The organism is Hymenobacter sp. 102 (assembly GCF_049949205.1).
Lineage (GTDB): Bacteria > Bacteroidota > Bacteroidia > Cytophagales > Hymenobacteraceae > Hymenobacter.
The window spans coordinates 2,472,327-2,496,840 of the sequence record NZ_CP188172.1; the positions used below are offsets into that span (position 1 = coordinate 2,472,327).

The window sequence follows — 24,514 nt, forward strand, 5'->3', positions numbered from 1 at the left end:
TGCACGAAGAGTTGATTCCGGGAAGTGGGGGTTTCTGCTTACTTTTCCCAGGCTGGGCCATGCTAGCGTACCAATCCGGCACCATTATCCGCTCTGCCGCTACTCACTTACCAACCAACCTGCACCCGTGTTCCGCTTCGTTCGAATTACACCCGTGTGGCTTTTCCTGTGGGCTCTTAGCCTGGCTGGTCTGGGGCTGACCGGCTGCGCCCCCGAAACCCGGGAGCCCGTGTACCGCATTGGGTTCTCGCAGTGCACCACCAACGACGCCTGGCGGCGGGCCATGCTGGCCGGTATGGAAAAGGAGCTGAGCTTCCACCCGAACGTGCAGTTCCGGATGCTGGATGCCAACAACGACAGTGACCTGCAGCGCCGGCAAATTCAGGAGCTGATCCGGCAGAAGGTGGATCTGCTGCTGATTTCGCCCAACCAGTCGGGCCCGCTCACGGCGCTGGCGGAAGCGGCCTACAACCAGGGCATTCCGGTGGTGATTCTGGACCGGCGCACCACTTCCCGCCTGTACACAGCCTACGTGGGGGGCAACAACCAGGAGGTGGGCCGCACCGCCGGGCGCTACGCAGCCCAGCTGCTGAACGGGCGCGGGCAGGTGCTGGAAATTACCGGCACGCCCGGCTCCTCCCCCGCCACCGACCGGGACCTGGGCTTCCGCCAAGCCCTGCGGGCGTTTCCGCGGCTGAAGCTGGCGGCGCAGGTAGAGGGCAACTGGCAACCGGCTTCGGTGCTGAGCCGCCTGCCCGCCGTGCTGCGGGCCAACCCCGACATCGACCTGATTTTTGCCCACAACGACCCCATGGCGCTGGCCGCTCATCAGGTGCTGCGGGAGCTGGGCCGCGCCGGACAGGTGCGCATCATTGGGGTGGATGGTCTGCCGGGGCCCGGCAACGGGCTGCAGCTGGTGGAGGATGGCGTATTGCAGGCCACCCTGCTCTACCCGACCGGGGGCGAAGAGGCCATCCGAACGGCCCTGCGTATTCTGCGCCACGAGCCTTTCCTCAAGGATAATGTGCTGGGAACAATGGTCATTGACTCTTCCAATGTGGGCACCATGCGCCTGCAAACCGAAGCCCTGACGGCTCAGCGCCAGGATTTGCAGCAGCAGCAGCTGCGCCTGAAGGAGCAGATGCGGCGCTACGCCAGCCAGAAAGTAACCGTGTACCTATTGCTGGGCAGCCTGGCGGTGGCCATGCTGCTGGGGGCCTGGGCCTGGCGCTCCTCCCGCATCAACCGCCGCATTCGGGAAGTGCTGGAAGGCCAGAACGCCAAAATCAGTGCCCAGCGCAACCAGATTGCCCAGCTGGCCGAGGATGCCCGCCGCTCCTCGGAGGCCAAGCTGCGTTTCTTCACCAACTTCTCCCACGAGCTGCGCACCCCGCTTACCCTCATACTGGGGCCGGTGGAGGACCTGCTAACCAACTCCAGCGAGCTGTCGGCGGCCCAGCGCCAGGATTTGCAGCTGGTGCGCCGCAACACCCAGCGCCTGCTGCAACTGGTGAACCAGCTGCTCGATTTCCGCAAGATTGACGTGGGCAAAATGGCCGTGCGTGCTACCCAGGGCAACCTGGTGGCCTTTGTGCGGGAGTTGATGGATGTGTTCGAGAAAACTGCCCTGCGGCGGGGCATCACCTTCCGGTTTCTGCCGGCCGAGCCGGTGATTACCCTCTGGTTTGATGGCGACATTCTGGACAAGGTATTTTCCAACCTGCTGTCCAACGCCTTCAAGTACACCCCCGATGGGGGCCAGGTGGTGGTGAGTATGCAGCGCAACCCCGATACCAACACCGTGCGCGTGAGTGTGGAGGACAACGGCCGGGGCATTGCCGAAGTCGACCAGCCCCACATTCTGGGCTGGTTTTACCAGGGCAGTCAGCCTTCAGCCAATGGCTCGGGACTGGGCCTGGCCCTGGCCGATGGCCTCACCCGCCTGCACGAAGGTACCCTCTCGTTCCGGAGCCAGCCCGGCCACGGCAGCACCTTTGAGGTGACGCTGCCCCTGGAAAAGCCCGCTACGTTTCTGGATGCCGAACAGGCCCTACCGCACGCCCCCCCGGTACCCGACGACCTGCTGGAGGACGAGTCCCCGCTGCCGGCCGAGGAGGCCTCGGTGGCCCGCACTGCTACCACGGCCCTGGTTATTGAGGATAACGAGGAGGTACGGGCATTTCTGGTGCAGAAGCTGCAGCCCCATTTTCAGGTGAGTACGGCCGCCGACGGAGCCACCGGCCTGCGCCTGGCCCACGACACCATTCCGGACGTAATTGTGTGCGACGTGAACCTGCCGGAGCTGAGCGGGCTGGCGGTGGTTACGGCCCTCAAAGGCGACTGGCGTACCTCCCACATACCGCTGGTGCTGCTCACGGCCCGCAATGCTCCCGAACAACAGATTGAGGGCGTGCAGGCCGGCGCCGACCTCTACCTGACCAAGCCCTTCAACCCCACCTTCCTGGTAGAAAGCCTGCGCACCCTGCTGCGCAACCGGGACCAGCAGCGGGAGCACTTCCGCCGGGAGCTGTCGGTGGATACGGCCACGGTGGCTCCCCAGCGGGTGGATCAGAAGTTTCTGGCCGATCTGACGGCCATTATTGAGGCCAACCTGGACCGGCCCGGCCTGAGCGTGGACGACATTGCCCGCAGCCTGGGCGTGTCGCAGATGCAGCTGTACCGCAAGGTGAAGGCCCTGCTGGGTACCGGCGTTACCGACTGCATCCAGAACCTGCGCCTCACCAAGGCCCGGCAGCTGCTGCTGCAGGAGGGCAGCACCGTAGCCCAGGTAGCCTACCAAACGGGGTTTTCCTCGCCCTCCTACTTCGCTACTTTATTCAAAGGCAAGTACCAGGTGTCGCCTTCCGAGTTCAAGGCCCTGCACACCGCTATGTAGTCCACATTACGACCCGGAGGCTAGAGCTAGTTCCCCTCCTTGAAAAGGAGGGGCTAGGGGTGGTTGACCTTGCGTTAGAACGGTTTCTAGAGCTAGTTCTAAAAATTGTTCTTACATCCATCAACCACCCCTAGCCCCTCCTTTCCAAGGAGGGGAACTAGCTCTAGCCTCCGGGCAGTAACGCGGATTATATAGCCACGTGCGTGAGGTGACCTGTCAGCACAATGGTGCTACCGCCACAGCTGGTGCAAGGTGCTCCATTTTATCCTATCCGGTGACTTGATTGAACTTCTACACCTGTAGAAATCCTGCACATCGTGTCTGATTTTTAAAGACGCAGGTTGCACGGCCCTACCGCGTAAAAATTCAACTCATTAACCATCAAAAACTTACAACATCAGTAAGCCCCTGCAAGAATTCTGTACGCATTTGAAAGAATGCAGCAGACTCTAGCCGGCCGGGAAGCCAACATTTGGGAAACGCTCAGCCCAGGCATCCCATGATTCAGCGCAAAGTTTTTTTCTGGTCCATCGTTACGGCACTCGGCGGCTTTTTGTTCGGGTTCGATACGGCGGTGATTTCGGGGGCCGAAAAAGCCATTCAGCAGCTCTGGGGCCTGAGTGCTTTTGAGCACGGCTTCACTATTTCCATTGCCCTTATTGGTACGGTGCTGGGCGCCATGTTCGGGGGCATTCCCTCGGACCGGCTGGGGCGGCGGCAAACCCTGCGCTGGATTGCGGTGCTCTACCTGGTATCGGCGGTGGGGGCGGCCCTGGCCCCGAGCTGGGTACCCTTTCTGCTGTTCCGCTTTCTGGGCGGGCTGGGCGTGGGCGCCTCCTCCGTTACGGCCCCACTGTACATTTCCGAAATTTCGCCGGCCAGCTCCCGGGGCAAGCTGGTGGGGCTGTTCCAGTTCAACATCGTATTCGGCATTCTGGCCGCTTACCTCTCCAACTACCTGCTGGCCAACGTCGGGGATATTTCCTGGCGGCTGATGCTGGGGGTGCAGGCCGTACCCTCCGTGGCTTTTCTGGTGTTTCTGTACCAAGTGCCCGAAAGCCCCCGTTGGCTGCTGCTGCACGGCCGTCTGGCCGAGGGGCGGGAGGTGCTTAGCATCATCAGCCCCGAAACGGTGGATAACGACGTGGCTGCCATTCTCACTTCCCAGGCCCAGAGCGCAGACCAAAGCGAGTCACTATGGGCGCGGCAGTACCGCACGCCGGTGCTGCTGGCCATTGCCTTCGCCTTTTTCAACCAGGTATCGGGCATCAACGCCATTATTTACTATGCCCCGCGCATTTTCGAAATGACGGGGCTGGGCCAGGGCGCGGCCCTGCTCTCGTCGGCGGGCATTGGGCTGGTGAACTTCATCTTCACCCTGCTCGGCGTGAACGTGATTGACCGGTTTGGGCGGCGCAAGCTGATGCTGGTGGGCTCGTTGGGCCTTATTGCCACGCTGGGGCTGGTGGCCCGGGCCTTCTACACCCAGCAGTTCAACGGGTACCTGGTACCGGTGCTGCTGTTCGTGTACATCGGCTTTTTTGCCTTCTCGCAGGGGGCCGTCATCTGGGTGTTCATCTCCGAAATCTTTCCCAACGCGGTGCGGGCCAAGGGCCAGGCCCTGGGTTCTTCCACGCACTGGGTAATGGCCACCGTCATTGCCTTCACTTTCCCCTACTTCGCCGAGCGGCTGGGCGGGGGGCACACCTTCGCCTTCTTCTGCGCCATGATGGTGCTGCAGCTGCTGTTTGTGCTGCGCCTGATGCCCGAGACCAAGGGCAGTAGTTTGGAACAGGTGGAAAATACCCTGGTCATGCACTGACCAACTCAGCTTACGCAACAACAAATCAGCGTGGTATTCCTGCCGAAGTGGATATAGCCGGGGCCGTTTGCTCGCTGCAACGAGCACTCCCCGGGCCCGGGGCTGCCGGTGAGTACAGCCCCGGACCACCCCGCACCGCCGCTTCGGCAGGTTTCACCGCCCAGTGTTTTCAGGTACTTAACTTCCTGCTTATCCCATGCCAATTGCTTGCTTTGGAGAAATGCTCTGGGACGTGCTGCCTACGGGTAAGCAGCCCGGCGGCGCGCCCCTGAATGTGGCCGTGCACCTGCACAACTTCGGGCTGGAAGCGCACATCATCAGCCGCGTCGGCCACGACGACCTGGGGGCCGAGCTGCTGGCGTTTGTGGAGTCCAAGCACATCAGCACCCGCTACGTGCAGCAGGGCGAAACCCACCTGACAGGCGTGGTGAAGGCCAACGTGAGCAACAGCATGGAGGTAACCTACCAGATTGTGAAGCCCGTGGCCTGGGACTACATCCAGTACAATGCCGCCCTCAGCGAGCTGGTGCAGCAGGCCGATGCCTTCGTGTACGGTAGCCTGGCCGCCCGCCACGCGCCCTCCCGCGAAACCCTGTACCGCCTGCTCCAGCAGGCTTCCCTCAAGGTATTCGACGTGAACCTGCGCCCCCCGCATTACTCCCGCGACGTGGTAAGCTACCTGCTCAACCAAGCCGACATCGTGAAGCTCAACCACCACGAGCTGGAGGAAATTATGGGCTGGTTCAGCGTCAGCTCCGACGAGGCTACGGCCCTGCGCTGGCTGGCCGAGCGGTTTCAGCTGCAGGCCGTGTGCGTGACCAAAGGGGCCGACGGGGCCGCCCTGTGGGTGGACCGGCAGCTGTACAGCAGCCCCGGGCTGGTGGTGCAGGTGCAGGACACCATCGGGAGTGGGGACGCCTTTCTGGCGGCTTTGCTGCGGGGCTGGCTGGCCGGCCAGGCCCCGGCCGATTACCTGGCGTTTGCCTGCGCCGCCGGCTCCTTGGTAGCCAGCTGCCAGGGCGCCACGCCCCCCATTTCGGAGGCCGACGTGCTGGCTCTGGCGGCCACCTCCGCCACCTGAGTACCCGCTCTGTTTTTTCACCTTTCCCACCGCATGAAAACAATAGTCCTATCAATTATAGCCCTGCTCAGCGCCGCCACCAGTCCGGCGCAGACGCCCGTGGCCTCTCCCGACCCCTACCGGCCGGTGTACCACTTCACGGCGCCCAAAAACTGGATCAACGACGCCAACGGGCTGGTGTACAGCAACGGCCAGTACCATCTGTTTTACCAGTACAACCCGCAGTCGGCGCAGCCGGGCCACCTGAGCTGGGGCCACGCCACCAGCCCCGACCTGCTGCGCTGGACCCACCTGCCCGTGGCCCTCACCGAATACCCCGGCCCTGAGGGCAGCAACATCATGATTTTTTCGGGCAGCGCCGTGGTAGACAAGGACAACACCTCGGGCCTGTTTCCGGCCGGCAAAACCGACGGGCTGGTGGCCTTTTATACCGGCCACCAGGAGAAGCCCGGCCTGGTGATGGCCCAGCATCAGAACCTGGCTTCCAGCCAGGATTGGGGCCGCACCTGGCAGCGCTACGCCGGTAACCCCGTGCTCGACATTGGCAGCAAGGAGTTCCGCGACCCGAAGGTGTTCTGGTACGCGCCCCAGCAGAAGTGGGTAATGGCCACGGTGAAGGCAGACCGCCAGCAGGTGTACTTCTACGAGTCGAAGGACCTGAAGAAGTGGGACTTTATGAGCCGCTGGGGCCGGGCCGGCAATACGGTGCGGGAGTGGGAGTGCCCCGACTTGTTTGAGTTGCCGGTGCCGGGCGGCGGCACCCGCTGGGTGCTGCTGATTTCGGCCGGCAACCCCACCGAGCAGTTCCGGGGGCAGCAGTACTTTCTGGGCCGGTTTGATGGCAAAGCCTTCACGCCCGACCAGCCCTACGAGGAGCCGGCCTACCTGGACTTTGGCAAGGACTTCTTTGCTGCCGTTACCTTCAACAACACCCCCGACAACCGCCGCCTGCTGGTGGGCTGGACCAACGACTGGGCCTACGCCCGCGACGTGCCCACCGGCGACGAATGGCGCGGCAACTTCGCCGTGCCCCGGGAGCTGAGCCTGCGCCAGACCAGCACCGGCCTGGCCCTGGTACAGCAGCCCCTGGCGGAGCTGCGCACCCTGGGCAAAGAAGCCCTCAGCCTGAAAAACCAGACCATCAAGCCCGGGGCGGCCGGTCTGCCGGTAGCCTTCCGGGGCGAATCCTACGACCTGGAGCTGATTGTGAAGCCGGGTACCGCCACCGCCTTCAGCCTGAATGTGCTGGAGAGCGAAGCCGAGCGCACCACCCTGCGCTACAACGTGGCCCGGCAGGAGCTGACCCTGGACCGCACCCAATCCGGCAACGTGAGCTTCCACCCGATGTTCGCCAGCTCCCTGGAAACGGCGCGGGTTCCCTTGCAGAACGGCCAGCTGAAGCTGCGGGTGCTGGTGGATAAGTCGGTGGTGGAGGTGTTTGCCCAGGATGGAGAAACGACCCTGACCGACCTGGTTTTTCCGCGCCAGCACGCGGGCCGCATCAGCCTCCGGGTCGAGGGCAGCCCGGTGCAGCTTACCCAGCTACGCCTGACCAACCTGAGCCAGCCCGCGCCCTAGCCTTTTCCTCGGGAGCAGCTTACCAGATACGCTATTTACTCTCCTGTTTTCCATGATTTTCCACGGTTTACCCCATGTTCGTTGGCCAACCTGCCTGCTTAACGCCGGTGGGCATGGGGTGCCGAGAACCGGCCAGTGACAAAGCCAGGCCTGCCGCCCTGCTTATCTGCCGGGTGGAGGCGGCGGGCCCCGGCTTTGCTGAATGATGATAGAATTCCCACACTTTTTTTCCCTCACTCATGAATAACAACTGGTACAAACGGTACAAATCTCATGAGCAGCTGGCCTTGGGGCTGGCTGGTCAAGCATCGTCGGTGTGGCTGAAAGCCCTGACGATTGGCGGGTTGTGCATGCTCACACCGCTACTTAGCCAGGCCCAGGCCACGCGGGCCATCAGCGGCCGGGTAGTGGACGCCAACTCGGCGGGTCTGCCGGGGGTAACGGTAGTAGTGCCCGGCACCAGCGTAGGCACCAGCACCGGCTCCGATGGCTCGTTCCGGCTGGATGTTCCCGCGGCGGCCACTACGCTGTCGTTTTCCTTTGTGGGCTACACTACCCAGCAGGTCAGCATCTCCGACAAAACCACCGTGCAGGTAACGCTGCGCGAGGACACGCAGGTGCTGGGCGACGTGGTAGTGGTAGGCTACGGCACGGCCCGCAAGCAGGACGTAACCGGGGCTGTGGCCGTAGTGGGCGAAAAGGATTTCAACCGGGGCACCTTCACTTCGCCCGACCAGCTGTTGCAGGGTCGGGTTTCGGGGGTGCAGGTGAGCAACAACAGCGGGCAACCCGGCGGACCTTCTACCATCCGCATCCGGGGCAACTCGGCCGTGACGGGTACGGGCCAGCCCTTGTATGTGGTGGACGGGGTACCCCTGGACGGGCGCTCAGCCCGGCCGGGCCTGGTGGCCTCCGCTGATATTGGGGCCGGGGCCGACAGCAACCCGCTCAACTTTCTCAACCCCGATGATATTGAGTCCTTTACGGTATTGAAGGACGCGTCGGCCACCGCTATTTATGGCTCTCGGGCAGCGTACGGGGTTGTACTGATTACTACTAAAAAAGGACAGTCGGGAGCCCCCACTCTAAACGTAGGTGTCTCCAACGGCTTCTCCACTCTGCTGCGCCGGCCCGAATTTCTGGATGCCAGCCAGTACCGGCAGGCCCTCACGTACTACGGCGTAGCGGCTACCAACGACAAGGGTGGCGACGTGAATGCCCTGGATGAGATTCTGCGCACCGGCTACCTGCAGAACTACACCGTGGCCATGAGCGGCGGCGGCGAAACCGGCCGCTACCGCCTCTCCCTCGGCTACCTTGACCAGGACGGCATCGTGCGCAAAACCGGGTTCAAGAAGTACAGCGCCAACCTCTCCACCAACCTGCAGTTTCTGCAGAGCAAGAAGCTGGGCCTCGACGTCAATATCTCCACCAGCCAGTTCCGCGAGCAGCTGGCCCCTATTACCACCGATGCCGGCTTCCGGGGCTCCCTTATTGGGCAGGCCCTGCAGTGGAACCCCACTCAGCCCCTGCGTAACCCCGATGGCAGCCTGTACGTGGTGGCCGGCGACGTAGTAAACCCGCTGGCTAACCAGGAGTACTATAACGACAACTCCCGGGTAACCACCATTCTGGCCAGCGCCTCGCCCTACTATAAGTTCACTTCCTGGCTGGATTACCGGGCCCTGATCAGCGTGAACTACAACACCGGGCAGCGGCGCACATCCATCGACCAGCGGCTGATTAACTTTCCCGACCTGATTGACAAGGGCTTTGCCTCCATCAGCGACAATGAACTGTTAACCCAGCAGATAACCCACACGCTCAATTTCAACAAGGCCGTAGCCACCAGCCTGAACCTGAACGCGGTGCTGGGCTACGAGTACACGAAGTTTGCCAACTCGGGCTCCAACGTGAATGCCTTTGGTAACCCTGCTGGTGGGGGCTTCGGAGTATTCGGCCTCGATTACACGAACTACATTCAATACTCGGCTGCTGGCAACCGGCGCATTTCCTCCTTCGTGGACCCCTCCTCGCAGCTGCAGTCGGTGTTTGGACGGGTTATTCTGAACTTTAAAGACCGGGTGGTACTCACCGGTACCCTGCGCCGGGATGAAAGCACCAAATTCGGGCCGAACAACCGGGTGGGCTACTTCCCCTCGTTTGCCGTGGCCTGGGACCTGAGCCAGGAATCCTTCTTTCCGGCCGAGCGGCTCAGCCAGCTGAAACTACGCGCAGGCTACGGACGCACCGGCAACCAGGAGTTTCCGGCCGGCTCTGCCCAAGCCCGGTACACGCTGGATGAAAACGGCGAGGCCCGCTCCCCGCTTAATGCCCGCAACGACGACTTGAAGTGGCAGTCGGACGCCCAGTTCAACGCCGGGATTGATGTTGGAGCGTTTGACAACCGCCTGACCTTTACGGCTGACTACTTCTACAAAACCACCACCGACCTGCTGTTCCCGACCGTGCCCGGCGAGCCCCGGCCCTCCAACGCCCCCATTCGCTGGGCCAACCTGGATGGCAAAATCGTGAACAAAGGCGTGGAGCTCAGCCTGGGTACCGTGCTGGTGCGCAAAGACAAAGTGGACGTGGGCTTTAACGCCAATGCCACTTTCATCCGCAATGAAGTGTCCGATTTGGTGGGTCCGGCCATTGTAACCGGGGCCATCAACGGGCAGGGCCTGTCGGGCGCTACGTCCCAGCTGATTCGTAATGGCTACCCCATCAATGCCTTTTTCCTGCCCCAGTACAGAGGTCTGAACGACCAGGGCCTATCCAACGAGCTGGGGCCCATTGCCTATTCGGGTAGCCCCAACCCCCGCACCCTGCTGGGCCTGAGCGCCAACGCCCGCTACGGCAAACTCTCCCTGATTGCCAACATGACCGGCGTATTTGGCCAGTACGTGTACAACAACACCATCAACGCCGTGGGCAACGTGGGCCAGATTGGGGCCGGCAAAAACATTGCCCTCTCCACCTTCGAGAATGGCACCAAGGAATCAACCGGCAACCCGGCGGCGGCTTCCACCCGCTACCTGGAGAAAGGCGACTTCCTGAAAATGTCTAACCTCACGCTTTCCTACGGCGTGGGCGACGTGGGCAGTGTATTCAAAGGAGCCCGCGTGTACATTACGGGACAGAACCTGTTCGTTATTACTAAGTACGACGGCTTCGACCCGGAGGTAAACACCGTGAAACGCGGGGCTAACCAGGTTCCCTCGGTGGGCATCGATTATCTGCCTTACCCCAGTGCCCGCACTTTCACGCTGGGCGTTAACTTCTCCCTCTAATCCCCAAACCTTTTTTCACCATGAAATATGCAAAATTGGCCGGGGCGGCGGCAATGCTGGCCCTGTTGCAGGTAACCGGCAGCTGCGAGCTGAATGAGGACCTGGAAGGCCAGCTAACCGAAAACCAGGTTTCCAATGACGGCCCGGCAGCCCTGCTCACGGGTGCCTATAACGCCCAGCGCGACCCCATTCAGGGGTGCGTGAGCGTATTTGCCCTGCAGGAGGTATCTACCGATGCCCGTATTATGCCTACCCGTGGCCCCGACTGGGACGACAACGGCAAATGGCGGCAGCTGTTCAACCATACTTGGGATGCCAACAACGAGCGGGTACGCGACACCTACACCCAGCTCAATGGTATTATTTACGCTACCACTGACCTGCTGCGCTTTTCGCCTACGGCCCAGCAGCAGGCCGAAGCCCGGTTTCTGCGAGCCTGGGCCAGCTACCTAGTGCTGGATATGTACGACCAGGTGCTGTACCGGGACCCGGGCGAAGACCTGAGCACGCTGGCACGGGTACGTAAGGGCAGTGAAGCCCTGGATTTTATTGTGAGCGAACTTACCGCCGTGCAGGCGGCCCTGCCCGATGCCCCGGTGAGCCGCGCCACCAAGGACGCTGCCCGGGTACTGCTGATGAAGTGCTACCTCAACAAGGGCGTGTACGCCAACCGGGCCTCCCCCACTTTCGCCGCTGCCGATATGAACCAGGTAATCCGGCTGGCCGACGAAATCATTAACAGCGGCAAGTACACCTTCACCGCCAATTTCTTCGACAACTTTGCGCCCAACAACGGGACCATTGGCACCGAAAACATTTTCACTCAGGCCAATACCTTCGGTAACAGCGGGCCCACCCGCGACTTCTGGAAGTTTGTGTCGCACTACAATATGCGGCCCGTGGACGGCTACAACGGCCCGGCTACCACTGCCGAGTTCTACGACCTGTTTGAAGCCACCGACAAGCGCCGGGGCCAGGCTTACGACGTAGCGGGCGGCCCGGCTAACCCCGGTCGGCGCATCAACGTGGGCTTTTTGGTGGGCCAGCAGTACAACCTTACCAACGATGCAGCCTTGAGTACGCGGGGTGGAGCTCCCTTGATTTTCACCAAAGACATCAACCTCTCGGAAACCGGCTCCGATTTGGAAGCCAAAGGTATTCGCCCCCTGAAATACCCCGTTGACTACGTAAGCGAGGCCAAGGGCGGTAACGGGTGCGAGAATGACCATGTGAGCTTCCGCCTGGCCGATGTGCTGCTGATGAAGGCCGAAGCCATGTTGCGGGGCGGTACGCCCACCAGCGCCGGCAGCTACGGCGGCACGGCCCTGGCCATCGTCAACTCTCTGCGCACCCACCCTTCTCGTGGGGCCAGTGCCTTGGGTTCTCTCACCCTGGATGGATTATTGGCTGAGCGGGGTCGGGAGTTGTACGGTGAGTCATGGCGGCGGCAGGATATGATCCGGTTCGGCAAGTTCCTGCAAGCCCGTAAGGATAAACCTCAGAGTAACCCCCGTTGCCTAGTGTACCCGATTCCACAAACGCAGGTGGATATCAACCGCAACATCACCCAGAACCCCGGCTACTAACCTTTTCCCTAATCCGATACCAGCAGGCCGTTGGTTACCGCCCGCGTTGGCGGCAGCCGGCGGCCTGTCTGCGTGTACGCTGTATTGCTTTTTTCTTTCCAATGAAAACCCACCGTCTTTCCTGCCTGCTCCCGCTGCTGGCCGTGCTGACTGCCTGCAACCAGAACCCCAAAACGGAAGCCACCACTGCTGTTTCTAACAACACGGCCACTACCGACAGCACCATCGCCAAAAAGCCCGGCTGGTGGAAGGAAACGGTGGTGTACCAGTTGTATCCGCGCAGCTTCCAGGACAGCAACGGCGACGGTGTGGGCGACCTGAAAGGCATCATTTCCCGCCTCGATTACCTGAAGAGCACCGGCGTGGGCACCGTGTGGCTCAACCCCATCTACGCCTCCCCCAACGACGACAACGGCTACGACATTTCCGACTACCGCCGGATTATGCCCGAGTTTGGCACCATGCAGGACTTCGACGCCCTGCTGGCGGGCATGCACCAGCGCGGCCTCAAGCTGGTAATGGACCTCGTAGTGAACCACAGCTCCGACGAGCACGCCTGGTTTAAATCGGCCAGTGCCTCCCGCAGCAGCCCGTACCGGGACTACTATTACTGGTGGCCCGCCGAGAAAGGCACGCCGCCAGCCCGTTACAGCACTTTCGATGTGAAGAAGAATGCCTGGCAGTACAGCGCGCCCACCAACTCCTACTACCTGCACATCTTCTCCCGGAAGCAGCCCGACCTGAACTGGAACAACCCCAAGCTGCGGCAGGAGGTGTACGCCATTATGAAGTTCTGGCTGGATAAGGGCATTGATGGGTTCCGGATGGATGCCTTCCAGTTCGTGGCCAAGGACCCTAGCTTTCCGCCCATGCCCGGCCTCACGGAGCAGAACTACGCCAACGCCTACAACCACGGCCCCCACCTGCACGACTACCTGCAGGAGATGAACCGGGAAGTGCTCAGCCACTACAACGTGATGAGCGTGGCCGAAGGCGCGGGCCGTAACCCCCAGGAAGCCCACCTCTTCGTGGACCCCGACCGCAAGGAGCTGGACATGACCTACCACTTCGAGGGAGTTGGCGTGGGCAGCAACTCCGAAACCTACCAGCTCACGGAGCTGAAGCGCGTGTTTACGAAGTGGGACAGCGCCTTCGCCCAAACCGGCTGGCAGGCTTTGGACCTGGGTAACCACGACCAGCCCCGCATGACCAGCAAGTTCGGCGACGACCGGTCGGCGTTCCGGGCGGCCTCGGCCAAGCTGCTTAATACCTTTCTGCTCACCATGCGCGGCACGCCCTACTGCTACAACGGCGACGAGCTGGGCATGACCAACATCAAGTTCGACAAGATTTCCAACTACCGCGACCTGGCGGCCCTGAACGGCTATGCCTTGGTGAAGAGTCAGGGCGGTAATCTGCCGGCCTACCTCAAAAACCTGCAGCGCTTCTCCCGCGACAATAGCCGCACCCCTTTCCAGTGGGACAGCACCGCCAACGCGGGCTTCACCACCGGCACCCCCTGGCTGAAAGTCAACCCCAACTACCGCACCGTGAACCAGGCCGCCCAGGAGCGGGACCCCAACTCGGTGCTGAACTACTTCCGGCGGGCCGTGGCGCTGCGCCAGCAACATAAGGTATTGGTGTACGGAGCCTACCAGTTGCTCGACGCGCCCAATCCCCATATCTACGCCTACACCCGCACCCAGGGCCCCGAGAAAGTGCTGGTGGTGCTCAACTTCTCCTCGGAAAACCGCACCTGGCCTTTGCCGGCCGGCCTTGCCTTGAACGGCGCGCCCTGGCTTAACAACTACCCCAGCTTCAGCCCCGCCGCTACGCTGGCGCTGCAGCCCTGGCAGGCCCTGGTGCTGCCGTTGCAGTAAGAGCCGGTGCTGGCTGCCCTGGTCCAATGCCATCGGCACCGGATCAGGAATCGGTATCTTGCTTGTCTGCCTGCTCTTTCCTGCTTTCCGTTTCACCGTCCTTTCCCACCCCCGTTATGCTCCGCTTTCCTCTACCAGCTGTAAGAACATTGCTGGGCACTATTCTGCTCATGAGCACGGCGCTTGGCCGCCCGGCCCTGGCCCAGGCTCCCGACCCCTGGCGCGTGGCGGCCGACCAGATAGACCCGCGCAGTTACTATGGAGTAACGGTGGCTAACGGGATGCTGGGCGTAGTGTCGGCACCGGAGCCGTTTCAGGTGAAAAGCGTGGTGCTGGCCGGGGCCTACGACCAGTACGGGCGCGGGCGGGTCAGCAACTTCCTCAACAGCTTCAACCTGCTGAATATGTACCTGGAGGTAGATGGCCGCCGACTCTCGGGCCGGGACGCCACCAATTTCCGCCAGGAGCTGGACATGCGCCGGGCCAGTCTCACCACCAGTTTCGATTACCAGGACAAGGCCACCATCCGCTACACCTACTATGCACTGCGCCACCTGCCCTTCACGGTGCTGATGGACGTGAGCATCACGGCCAAGAAAGACGTGCAGCTGGGCGCGGCCAGCGTGCTGGATACCCCCGACGCCCTGCGCGACGCCCAGAACTACTACAACGAAATTGACCGGCCCCACGTGGCCCTGAGCCTGCTCACCTCCTCGGCCAAAAGCCCCACTGGCAAAATGCAGCTCTGCGCGTCCAATACCTTTCTGTTTGAGGAGTCCCACGGCCAGGAGCCCCGGGTGATTCATGAAATGTGGGACAACAACATGCACCTGATTAAGTTCGGCAAGCCGCTGAAAGCCGGGCAGACCTACTCCTACGCCGTGGCGGGCTCGTCCATCACCTCGGCCCACCACGCCGACCCGCTCAACGAAGCCGAGCGCCTCACCATTTTCGCCCGCCTGGAGGGCAAGCAGCGGCTGCTGGATTTCCACGCCAAGGCCTGGGAGGAGCTGTGGAAAAGCGACATTCAGATTCAGGGCGACGCCCAGGCTCAGCAGGATGTGCGCAGTATGCTCTACCACCTCTACAGCTTCTCGCGGGCCGGTACCGACTATTCTCCTTCGCCCATGGGCCTCTCGGGGCTGGGCTACAACGGCCATGTGTTCTGGGACACCGATTTGTGGATGTTTCCGGCCCTGCTGGTACTGCACCCCGATATTGCCAAATCCCTGATTGAATACCGGTTCCGGCGCCTGGAGCCGGCCCGGCGCAATGCCTTTGCCCACGGCTACCAGGGCGCCATGTACCCCTGGGAAAGCGCCGATACGGGCGTGGAGGAAACCCCGGTGTGGGCCCTGAGCGGGCCGTTTGAGCACCATATTTCGGCCGATGTAGCCCTGGCGGCCTGGCAGTACTACTGCGTCACCCAGGACCGGGACTGGCTGCGCGAGAAGGGCTACCCCATTCTGTCGGCCACGGCCGATTTCTGGGCCAGCCGGGTGGAGCGCAACGGCCCCGGCCACTACGATATCAAGAACGTGGTGGCTTCCGATGAATGGGCCGAAAACGTGGACAACGACGCCTTCACCAACGCCGCCGCTCAGGTAAACCTGCGCAACGCCGCCGCCGCCGCCCGGCTGCTGGGCCTCAAAGCCAACCCCGACTGGCTGCAGGTGGCCCAGAACATTCCCATCCTCAAAATGCCCGACGGCACCACCCAGGAGCACGCTACCTACAAGGGCGAAGGCATCAAACAGGGCGACGTGAACCTGCTGGCCTACCCCCTGAACGTCATTACCGACCCCGCCCAGATCAAAAAGGACCTGGCCTACTACGAAACCCGCGTGCCCAACGAAGGTACCCCAGCCATGACCCAGGCCATCTTCGCCCTGCTCTACGCCCGCCTCGGCAACGCCGACAAGGCCAGGCTCTGGTTCAAAGATGCCTACGAGCCCAATCTGCTGCCTCCCTTCCGCGTCATTGCCGAAACCAAGGGCGGCACTAACCCCTACTTCGCCACCGGTGCGGGCGGAGTGCTCCAGGCCGTGCTCATGGGCTTCGGCGGCCTGAACATTACGCCCGGCGGCATCACGCAGAGCAAAACCACTTTACCCACGGGCTGGCAGTCGGTGAAGATAACAGGCGTGGGCCCGCAGCGTAAAACCTACTCCGTGAGCCGCTGACAGGATAATTCGTAACAAGGTAATACGTAGCCAAAACTTTCCGCGTACTGATGAGCCTGATTAGTAGACCTGAGTTGCGGACTAGAGCTAGACGTAGTATCGTGGTCTGCAACTTGAGTTAGCTGACTCAGCCTGACGCTCTACGTACTCCCACCTTTCACCCTTTGCTCCATGCGTAACCTCTTCTTCGCGGTGCTGCTGGTTTTGGCTGGCACTGCCGCCGCTCAGCAGCTACCTCCTTCGCCCCGCCAGCTCTACCCGGGCCTGTTTGAGGCCGTGCAGCTGGGCCGGGTGTATCCCGATAACAAAACCTTCGTGGATGCCACGGCCAAGGAGCCGCCAGCCGACATCCTGCGGGCCTATGCTCAGCAGAAAGACGCCCCGGGCTTCGACCTGAAAGCCTTCGTGGCGGCCCATTTCACGCCTCCGGCCCCGGCCGGCGGCCAGTACCGCAGCCGGGTAGAAGCGGGTCTGCGCCACCACCTGGATACGCTCTGGACGGTGCTCCAGCGCCACCCCGACACCGCCACCCCGGGCGCCTCGTCCTTGCTCCCGCTGCCGCGCCCCTACATTGTGCCGGGCGGACGGTTCCGGGAGGTGTACTACTGGGACTCCTACTTTACCATGCTCGGGCTGGCCGAAAGCCACCGCACCACGGTCATCCGGGACATGGTGGATAATTTTGCCTACCTGCTGGACACCTACGGCTTCATCCCGAACGGCAACCGCACCTACTACCTCACCCGCTCCCAACCCCCGTTTTTTGCCCTGATGGTGAACCTCCTCTCGCAACAGGAGGGCAACCAGCAGACGCTGCTGCGCTACCAGCCCCAGCTGCTGCGCGAGTACAACTACTGGATGGCCGGGGCCGAAACCCTGCGGCCCGGCACCGCCCAGGACTGCGCCGTGCGCCTGGCCGGCGGCGAGGTGCTTAACCGCTACTACGACAGCAGCGACCAGCCCCGGGAAGAGTCGTACGCCGAGGACGTGGCCGCCGCCAAGCTCAGCAAGCAGCCCCCGGCCCAGTTCTACCGCAACATCCGGGCCGCTGCCGCTTCCGGCTGGGACTTCAGCACCCGCTGGTTCGGGTCCGACGGGCAGCTGGGCAGCATCCAGACTACCGATTTGGTCCCCGTTGACCTGAACTGCCTGCTCTACTACCTCGAAAACAGCCTGGCTACCACTTACCAGCTGCAAGGCAACGCGGCCCAGGCTACAGCCTTCCAGACCAAGGCCCAGAACCGCAAGAAGGCCATTCTGGCCTACTGCTGGGATGCCAAGGCCAATTGGTTTGTCGATTACAACTTCCGCCTCCGGCAACGCTCCAGCCGGCTCACCCTGGCCGGAACGTTTCCGCTGGAGTTCGGCATTGCCACCCCGGCTCAGGGTAAGCTAGTGGCCGCGGGCCTGCAGCAGAACTTCCTCCAGCCCGGCGGCCTGGCCACCACCCGCAGCCGTAGCGGGCAGCAGTGGGATGCCCCCAATGCCTGGGCCCCGCTGCAGTACATGGCCATCAGCGGCCTGGAGCGCTACGGTCAACCTACCTTGGCGCGCACCATTGCCACCCGCTGGATTGAGCTGAACCGGGACGTGTTTCAGCAAACCGGCAAGCTGATGGAGAAGTACAATGTGGTGGATACCAAGCTGAAAGCTGGCGGCGGCGAGTACCCGCTGCAGGATGGCTTCGGCTGGACCAACGGCGTACTGCTCAACCTCATCAACAAATACCAGCCCGACAAGTCGTTCTAACCATGTTCTGTGGCCGTCACGTCGGTCCTGCCTTATCTCCGGGTTAGGCAGGACCGACTTTTCGTTTGCCACAACTCAACCCTACGGTGCGGCTACCGATATGCCCTGCCATTTCTCTTATTGGCAGGCAAGCAGTCAGGCGGGAGGTACAATAATTGCGGCAACTGGCGTTTTACCCTCTATTCAGGCTTTCCTATGACTGATTCATCCGCTTCCCTGCCCGATATTCAATCCGAAGAGGACGTGCGCCGCGTGGTTGACAGCTTCTACGGCCGGGTGCAGAACGATGAGCTGTTGGGGCCCATTTTTGAAGCCGTTGTGCAGGGCCGCTGGCCGCAGCACTTAGCTACCATGTATGATTTCTGGAGCGGCCTGCTGCTGGGTACCGGCCGCTACCGGGGCCGGCCCTTTCCCAAACACCTGGCCCTGCCCATTGATGACCGCCACTTCCACCGCTGGCTTACGCTGTTCGTCGAAAACGTAGAAGCTCAGTATCAGGGACCTGTGGCCGATGAAGCCATTTACCGGGCCGGTACCATTGCGGCCGTATTTGAGCACCGGATTTCTCAGACCCGAAATCCTTTCCACATTCTCTGAAAAAAGCCGCTTACGAGGTATCCTTTGGGGTTTTGGGCCCGTACAAGCCCCACCTTTCCCCTCACCCTGATGGGCTAGCGAGTAAAAAGATTTTTCGCTCATTGGCGAAAATTCCGAAACCTGCGTAAATTCGCTACGTATCCACTCGTCCTACCCCCTTCCGTATGGCTACTTTGACTTCCCTCCCCGATCTGCGCACCGAAGGCGACATCATGACGCTGGTGGATACGGCGTTCAGCAAGGCCAAAAACGACGAGCTGCTGGCTCCCGTGTGCCAGGCCGTAGCACAGGTACACTGGCCCCGGCACCTCACCTCGCTCTACGATTACTGGAGCAGCGCCCTGTTGGGCACCACCCGCTACCAGGAAGGCCAACAGATTCCGCTGCACTCGGCTCTGCCCTCCAAGTGCCTGCAGCGCTGGACGGAAGTGCTGACCAGCACCGTGCAAGAGAAGTTCTCCGGCTCTAACGCCGATAAAGCAATGCATCAGGTAGCCACGTTGGCTTCCAACTCTATCGGCGCCTAGCGCCAACCCGTTTCACCCACCCCCAATTCCCACCCGTTCTCCTCACTCATTCACCCATCCACCCATATCAAAAAGCCCCCCGGACCAGAATCCGGGGGGCTTTTTATTTGCGCGCCAAATGAGGCTATGAGAAATCATGGCGCTTTTTGCGTGCAAAATGAACATCCAAGTACTCCACTATGGCCGCAAATCGGCTATACTCATAGCTAAGTACATAGATTCGTCCACTGTCTTTGAAATCGAAGTGTAACGCCTTGCCTGCACTTCTTCTTCTCGGGTCTTCTGCAACCCACCAGCCAATTAAGGTCCGCATAGACAGATGATGCAGCACTTTGCCCGGCTCCTGTTCCATACGGAAATCCTGTCGGGTAATCGTCAGCGTACGGTGCTTTAAGGTGGATTGGTAGTACCACGGCGAAAGTACCCCTATGAGTACCACTAAAAGCAAACGCCCTCCCAGCGAATCATATATGTGCTGCCGGTTGGCGTCTATTATGATGGCAAGACAGATGACGCAGCTGACAGCTATGATAGCGTAGCAGCCTGCTTTGGTAATGAAGTGGTTTGACTCAACCTCGATAATGTCTTCCTGCATAGCCGATAAATGAAAAGCCGTGCCCCATAGTGGAGGCACGGCTTTCAAACTTACAAATCCTGACGATTACACGCCCAGCAGGAGACGGGTTGGATCCTCAAGCAGTTCCTTCACGCGCACCAGGAACGACACCGACTCGCGACCGTCGATGATGCGGTGGTCGTAGCTCAGGGCGAGGTACATCATCGGGCGAATCACCACCTGGCCGTTTTCGGCTACGGGGCGCTGCACGATGTTGTGCATGCCCAGGATGGCCGACTGCGGGGCGTTGATGATGGGGGTGCTCATCATGGAGCCGAACACGCCGCCGTTGGTAATGGTGAACGTACCGCCGGTCATCTGCTCGATGGTGAGCTTATTGTCGCGGGCCAGCGTGGCGAGGCGCACGATTTCCTTCTCAATGCCATCAAACGACAACTCCTCGGCATTGCGGATTACCGGTACCACCAGCCCTTTGGGGGCCGATACGGCAATGCTGATGTCGCAGAAGTCGTTGTACACGATGTCGGTGCCATCAATCTGGGCATTCACGGCGGGCCACTCTTTCAGGGCCACGCACACAGCCTTGGTGAAGAACGACATGAACCCGAGGCCCACGCTGTGCTTCTCCTTGAACTTGTCCTTGAACTTGTTGCGCAGGTCCATGATGGGCTGCATGTTCACCTCGTTGAAGGTAGTGAGCATGGCCGTTTCATTCTTCACCGACACCAGGCGGCGGGCTACCGTCTTGCGCAGGTTGCTCATCCGCTCCCGGCGCTGGGTTCTGTTACCAGTTGCCGGTTGCGAGTTGCCAGTAGCAGGAGTAGCAGCCGGTTTGGCGGCAGCGGGAGCAGCGGCCGGAGCCGGCGCGGCAGGCTTGGCCTGGGCGTTCTGGGCATCTTCTTTCGTGATGCGGCCGTCGCGGCCCGAGCCCTGCACGTCGGCGGGGCTGATGCCTTTTTCGCCGAGGATTTTGCCGGCTGCCGGCGAAGGCGTGCCGGTGGCGTAGCTGGTGGTTGCCGAAGCCGCCGGAGCAGCCTGGGCAGCAGCCGGAGCAGCGGCGGGAGCCGCAGCCGGAGCGGCGGCACCGCTGCCGCCTTCGATGCGGGCAATGGTAGCACCGATGCCGATGGTTTCGCCTTCCTTGGCGGCATGGCGCAGGGTGCCGGTGCCTTCGGCGGGCAGCTCAAACGTGGCCTTGTCCGATTCCAGCTCGGCAATGATTTCGTCGCGCTGTACCTGCGCGCCGTCTTCCTTCAGCCACTTGGCCACCGTCACTTCCGTGATGGATTCGCCCACGGCCGGAATCGTCATTTCCACGGTAGCACCGCCGCCATTGCTGGCGGGGGCAGCAGCCGGAGCGGCGGCACCGCCGGCGGGCTGACCACCATAGCCGGCCTGGTCGCTGGCGGTGGGGTTCTGCTCGCCCTGGCTTACTGGGTCGGCAGCGGGAGCGGCCGGGGCGCTGGCGGCCGGAGCCGCAGCAGCCGGCGCGGCAGCGGCACCCGCGCCGTCGATTTCGGCAATGGTAGTGCCGATACCAATGGTTTCACCCTCGGCAACGCGGATTTTTAGCACACCGTCGGCCTCAGCGGGCAGCTCGAACGTGGCTTTATCGGATTCCAGCTCGGCCAGAATCTCGTCGCGCTTCACAGTGTCGCCGTCGGCTTTCAGCCACTTGGCAATCGTTACCTCGGTGATGGATTCACCAACGGCGGGGATTTTAATTTCCAGACCCATACGTGGGAGTTTTGAAGAGTTTCGGTGGGGAATGTCGGGGAAGTTGCCATTCCGATGCAGAGGGAATCTGAGTGAAGCCGTTGTCCGTTTTCACTCAGATTCCTCGCGCTGCTCGGAATGACTCAGGACTAGTCCTGCTTCTTGGCTACTTCGGCGGTGGCGTTGATGTTGTCGTCGGCCACGGCTTCCTTGGGCTTGTCGAAGGCGCGGGCCACGAGGTCCTTCTGCTCCTTCACGTGCACCTTGTTGTAGCCGGTGGCCGGCGAGGCGGAGGGCTTGCGCGAAATCACGTCTTCCAGCTCGCGGCGCATGAAGCGCAGCAGGTAGTTCCAGTAGCCCATGTTCTCGGGCTCTTCCTGCACCCAGTACACCTTGGCTTTGGGGTACTTGGCCAGCTCGGCGTCGAGCTGCTTCTTGGGGAAGGGGTGCAGCTGCTCCAGGCGCACAATGGCCACGTCGGTGCGGCCCGACTGCTGCTGCTCGTCCAGGAGGTCGAAATACACTTTGCCCGAGCACAGCAGCACGCGCTTCACCTTCTTGGCGTCGGCGTACACGTCGCCGAGTACCTCGCGGAAGTGGCCGGAGGTGAACTCCTCCACCGGCGACACGCATAGCGGGTGGCGCAGCATCGACTTGGGCGACATCACCACCAGCGGCTTGCGGAACTCCCAGGTCAGCTGCCGGCGCAGCGCGTGGAAGAAGTTGGCCGGCGTGGTCATGTTGGCCACAATGATGTTGTTTTCGGCGGCCAGCTGCAGGAACCGCTCGGGGCGGGCGTTGGAGTGCTCGGGGCCCTGTCCTTCGTAGCCGTGGGGCAGCTGCAGCACCACGCCGTTCATGCGCTGCCACTTGCTTTCACTGCTCACAATGAACTGGTCAATCATGGTCTGGGCACCGTTGGCAAAGTCGCCGAACTGCGCTTCCCAAATCACCAGGGCCGTGGGGTTAGCCATGGCATAGCCGAATTCAAAGCCCAGCACCGCGTACTCGCTCAGCAGCGAGTTGTAGATGCTCAGCTTCTCCTGGCCTTCACCGATGTAGTTGAGCGAGTTGTACGGGGCCGAGGTTTCAGCGTCGTGCAGCACGGCGTGGCGGTGCGAGAACGTGCCGCGCTGCACATCCTGGCCGCTCACGCGCACAATGTGCTTCTCGTCGAGCAGGGAGCCGTAGGCCAGCAGCTCACCGGCGGCCCAGTTCAGCATACGCGTCTCGAAGAACATCTTTTTGCGCTCCTCCATCAGCTTTTCAATCTGCTTCAGGGGGCGGAAGCCTTCGGGCAGCGTGGTCAGGGCCTTGCCTACTTTGGCTACTACTTCCTCGCTGATACCGGTTTCCGGCGACTTCTCGAAGTCCTCGGGCTTGCTGCGGCGCAGGGTGCGCCACTCGTTTTCGAGGGGCTGGTAGTTGTAGGGCAGCGGCTTCTGCTTCACCATGTCCAGGCGGGCCTGCAGGGTGTCGCGGAACTCCTTGTCCATCTGCTGGGCCAGCTGCGCGTCCACGTCGCCGCGCTGCACCAGCATAGCGTTGTACACCTCGCGGGGGTTCTGGTGCTTGCTGATGAGGTTGTAAAGCGTGGGCTGGGTGAACTTGGGCTCGTCCGACTCGTTGTGGCCGTGGCGGCGGTAGCACACCATATCAATGAAGATATCGGCATGGAACTGCTGGCGGTACTCGGTGGCGAGGCGCACGGCAAACACCACAGCCTCGGGGTCGTCGCCGTTCACGTGCAGCACCGGCGCGTCGATAATCTTCGCCAGGTCAGTGCTGTAAATCGAAGAACGGGCGTCCTCGAAATCGGTGGTGAAGCCCACCTGGTTGTTAATCACGAAGTGGATGGTGCCGCCCGTCTTATAGCCTTCCAGCTGCGACATCTGCGTTACTTCGTAGCCGATGCCCTGGCCGGCCAGCGCCGCGTCGCCGTGGATGAGGATGGGCAGAATCTGGTGGTAGTCGCCGCCGTACTGGTGCTCAATTTTGGCGCGCACGAAGCCTTCTACCACCGGGTTCACCGCCTCCAGGTGGGAGGGGTTGGGGGCCAGCTTCAGGTTCACCTTCTGGCCGCTTTCCGTTTCCACTTCCGACGAGTAGCCCATGTGGTACTTCACGTCGCCGTCGCCCATGGTCAGGTCCGGTACGGCCGTTCCCTCGAATTCCGAGAAGATCTGCTCGTAGGTCTTGCCCATGATGTTGGCCAGCACGTTCAGACGGCCGCGGTGGGCCATACCAATCATCACTTCCTTCACCCCCAGCTCGGCCGACTTATTAATAATGGCGTCGAGGGCCGGGATGGTGGTTTCGCCGCCTTCCAATGAGAAGCGCTTCTGGCCCAGGAACTTCGTGTGCAGGAAGTTCTCGAATACTACGGCCTCGTTCAGCTTGCTGAGGATGCGCTTTTTGTAGTCGATGCTGGGGTTGAAGCTCAGCGAGTCCTTCTCCACTTTCTCGCGGAACCAGTCGAGCACCTGCGGGTCGCGGATGTACATGTACTCGAAGCCGATAGTGCGGGTGTACACCTTCTGCAAAGCGGCCACAATCTCGCGCAACGTGGCATCCGAGCCCAGGCCCAGCACTTCGCCGTTCTTGAATTTGGTATCAAGGTCGGCGTCGCTCAGGCCGAAATCGGCAATGTTGAGGCGGGCCTTCCGGTCCTTCCGCTCGCGCACCGGGTTGGTTTTGGCTACCAGGTGGCCGCGGCTGCGGTAGGCGTGAATGAGGTTGCGCACCTGCGTTTCCTTGTCGGCCGCTACCGTGTCCACGGCCCGAACGGCGCCGGCCTGGTTGGTGCTGGCCGAGGTGGTCAGCACACCTTCGCCATCAGCCTGCGGAATACCACCTTCGGGATACTGCTGGGCGAAATCGAAGCCTTCAAAGAATTTCTGCCAGCTCGCATCCACCGACTGCGGGTCGGCCTTGTAAGACTGGTACAGGTTGTCAAGGTAGTCGCCGTGGGCGTTGGCGATATAAGAGTTGGCGTCCATGCGGTGGGAGCTGGTAGTGTCAGGGGGTAA

Annotated in this window: 14 protein-coding genes; 11 read left to right on the forward strand and 3 right to left on the reverse strand. The window is 61.6% G+C overall.

Translation table 11 applies throughout. The features are described from left to right. Window positions 1-127 precede the first annotated feature (127 nt). The 11 genes from ACN19L_RS10625 (at window position 128) to ACN19L_RS10675 (ending at window position 19,192) form a co-directional block, all read left to right on the forward strand. Window positions 128-2,896 (forward strand): substrate-binding domain-containing protein, encoded by a 2,769-nt coding sequence (locus ACN19L_RS10625; protein ID WP_426493458.1) that lies wholly within the window; start codon window positions 128-130, stop codon window positions 2,894-2,896. 499 nt (window positions 2,897-3,395) lie between these two features. After that, window positions 3,396-4,718 (forward strand): sugar porter family MFS transporter, encoded by a 1,323-nt coding sequence (locus tag ACN19L_RS10630; protein WP_426493459.1) that lies wholly within the window; start codon window positions 3,396-3,398, stop codon window positions 4,716-4,718. A gap of 196 nt (window positions 4,719-4,914) precedes the next feature. After that, a complete protein-coding gene (locus ACN19L_RS10635; RefSeq protein WP_426493460.1) occupies window positions 4,915-5,799 on the forward strand; it encodes a carbohydrate kinase family protein in 885 nt (294 codons plus the stop codon). A gap of 33 nt (window positions 5,800-5,832) precedes the next feature. After that, the gene (locus tag ACN19L_RS10640) at window positions 5,833-7,377 is read left to right on the forward strand and encodes a glycoside hydrolase family 32 protein (RefSeq protein WP_426493461.1); all 1,545 of its coding nucleotides are present in this window, start codon (window positions 5,833-5,835) and stop codon (window positions 7,375-7,377) included. 239 nt (window positions 7,378-7,616) lie between these two features. Further along, window positions 7,617-10,670, forward strand: a complete 3,054-nt coding sequence (locus ACN19L_RS10645; protein WP_426493462.1) for a SusC/RagA family TonB-linked outer membrane protein — start codon at window positions 7,617-7,619, stop codon at window positions 10,668-10,670. A gap of 20 nt (window positions 10,671-10,690) precedes the next feature. Further along, the gene (locus ACN19L_RS10650; RefSeq protein WP_426493463.1) at window positions 10,691-12,256 is read left to right on the forward strand and encodes a RagB/SusD family nutrient uptake outer membrane protein; all 1,566 of its coding nucleotides are present in this window, start codon (window positions 10,691-10,693) and stop codon (window positions 12,254-12,256) included. 101 nt (window positions 12,257-12,357) lie between these two features. Beyond that, window positions 12,358-14,136, forward strand: a complete 1,779-nt coding sequence (locus ACN19L_RS10655) for a glycoside hydrolase family 13 protein (RefSeq protein ID WP_426493464.1) — start codon at window positions 12,358-12,360, stop codon at window positions 14,134-14,136. Window positions 14,137-14,252: 116 nt separating this feature from the next. Next, window positions 14,253-16,319, forward strand: a complete 2,067-nt coding sequence (locus tag ACN19L_RS10660) for a glycoside hydrolase family 65 protein (protein ID WP_426493465.1) — start codon at window positions 14,253-14,255, stop codon at window positions 16,317-16,319. A gap of 171 nt (window positions 16,320-16,490) precedes the next feature. Then, on the forward strand, window positions 16,491-18,068 hold the full coding sequence (gene treF / locus ACN19L_RS10665; protein ID WP_426493466.1) for an alpha,alpha-trehalase TreF: 1,578 nt from the start codon (window positions 16,491-16,493) through the stop codon (window positions 18,066-18,068). Between the two features lie 195 nt (window positions 18,069-18,263). Next, window positions 18,264-18,665 carry a group III truncated hemoglobin gene (locus ACN19L_RS10670; protein ID WP_426493467.1) on the forward strand — a complete coding sequence of 134 codons (402 nt, stop codon included), beginning with the start codon at window positions 18,264-18,266 and terminating at the stop codon, window positions 18,663-18,665. A 164-nt stretch (window positions 18,666-18,829) separates the two neighbouring features. Continuing rightward, the gene (locus ACN19L_RS10675) at window positions 18,830-19,192 is read left to right on the forward strand and encodes a group III truncated hemoglobin (protein ID WP_226271531.1); all 363 of its coding nucleotides are present in this window, start codon (window positions 18,830-18,832) and stop codon (window positions 19,190-19,192) included. A gap of 124 nt (window positions 19,193-19,316) precedes the next feature. On the opposite strand, the gene ACN19L_RS10680 is transcribed toward ACN19L_RS10675, so the two are convergent. The 3 genes from ACN19L_RS10680 to ACN19L_RS10690 form a co-directional block, all read right to left on the reverse strand. Next, window positions 19,317-19,787 (reverse strand): hypothetical protein, encoded by a 471-nt coding sequence (locus ACN19L_RS10680; protein ID WP_426493468.1) that lies wholly within the window; start codon window positions 19,785-19,787, stop codon window positions 19,317-19,319. A 66-nt stretch (window positions 19,788-19,853) separates the two neighbouring features. After that, a complete protein-coding gene (odhB, locus tag ACN19L_RS10685) occupies window positions 19,854-21,506 on the reverse strand; it encodes a 2-oxoglutarate dehydrogenase complex dihydrolipoyllysine-residue succinyltransferase (protein ID WP_426493469.1) in 1,653 nt (550 codons plus the stop codon). Between the two features lie 128 nt (window positions 21,507-21,634). Further along, entirely contained in the window at window positions 21,635-24,484 is a 2,850-nt protein-coding gene (locus tag ACN19L_RS10690; RefSeq protein WP_426493470.1) for a 2-oxoglutarate dehydrogenase E1 component, read from the reverse strand. Window positions 24,485-24,514 lie beyond the last annotated feature (30 nt).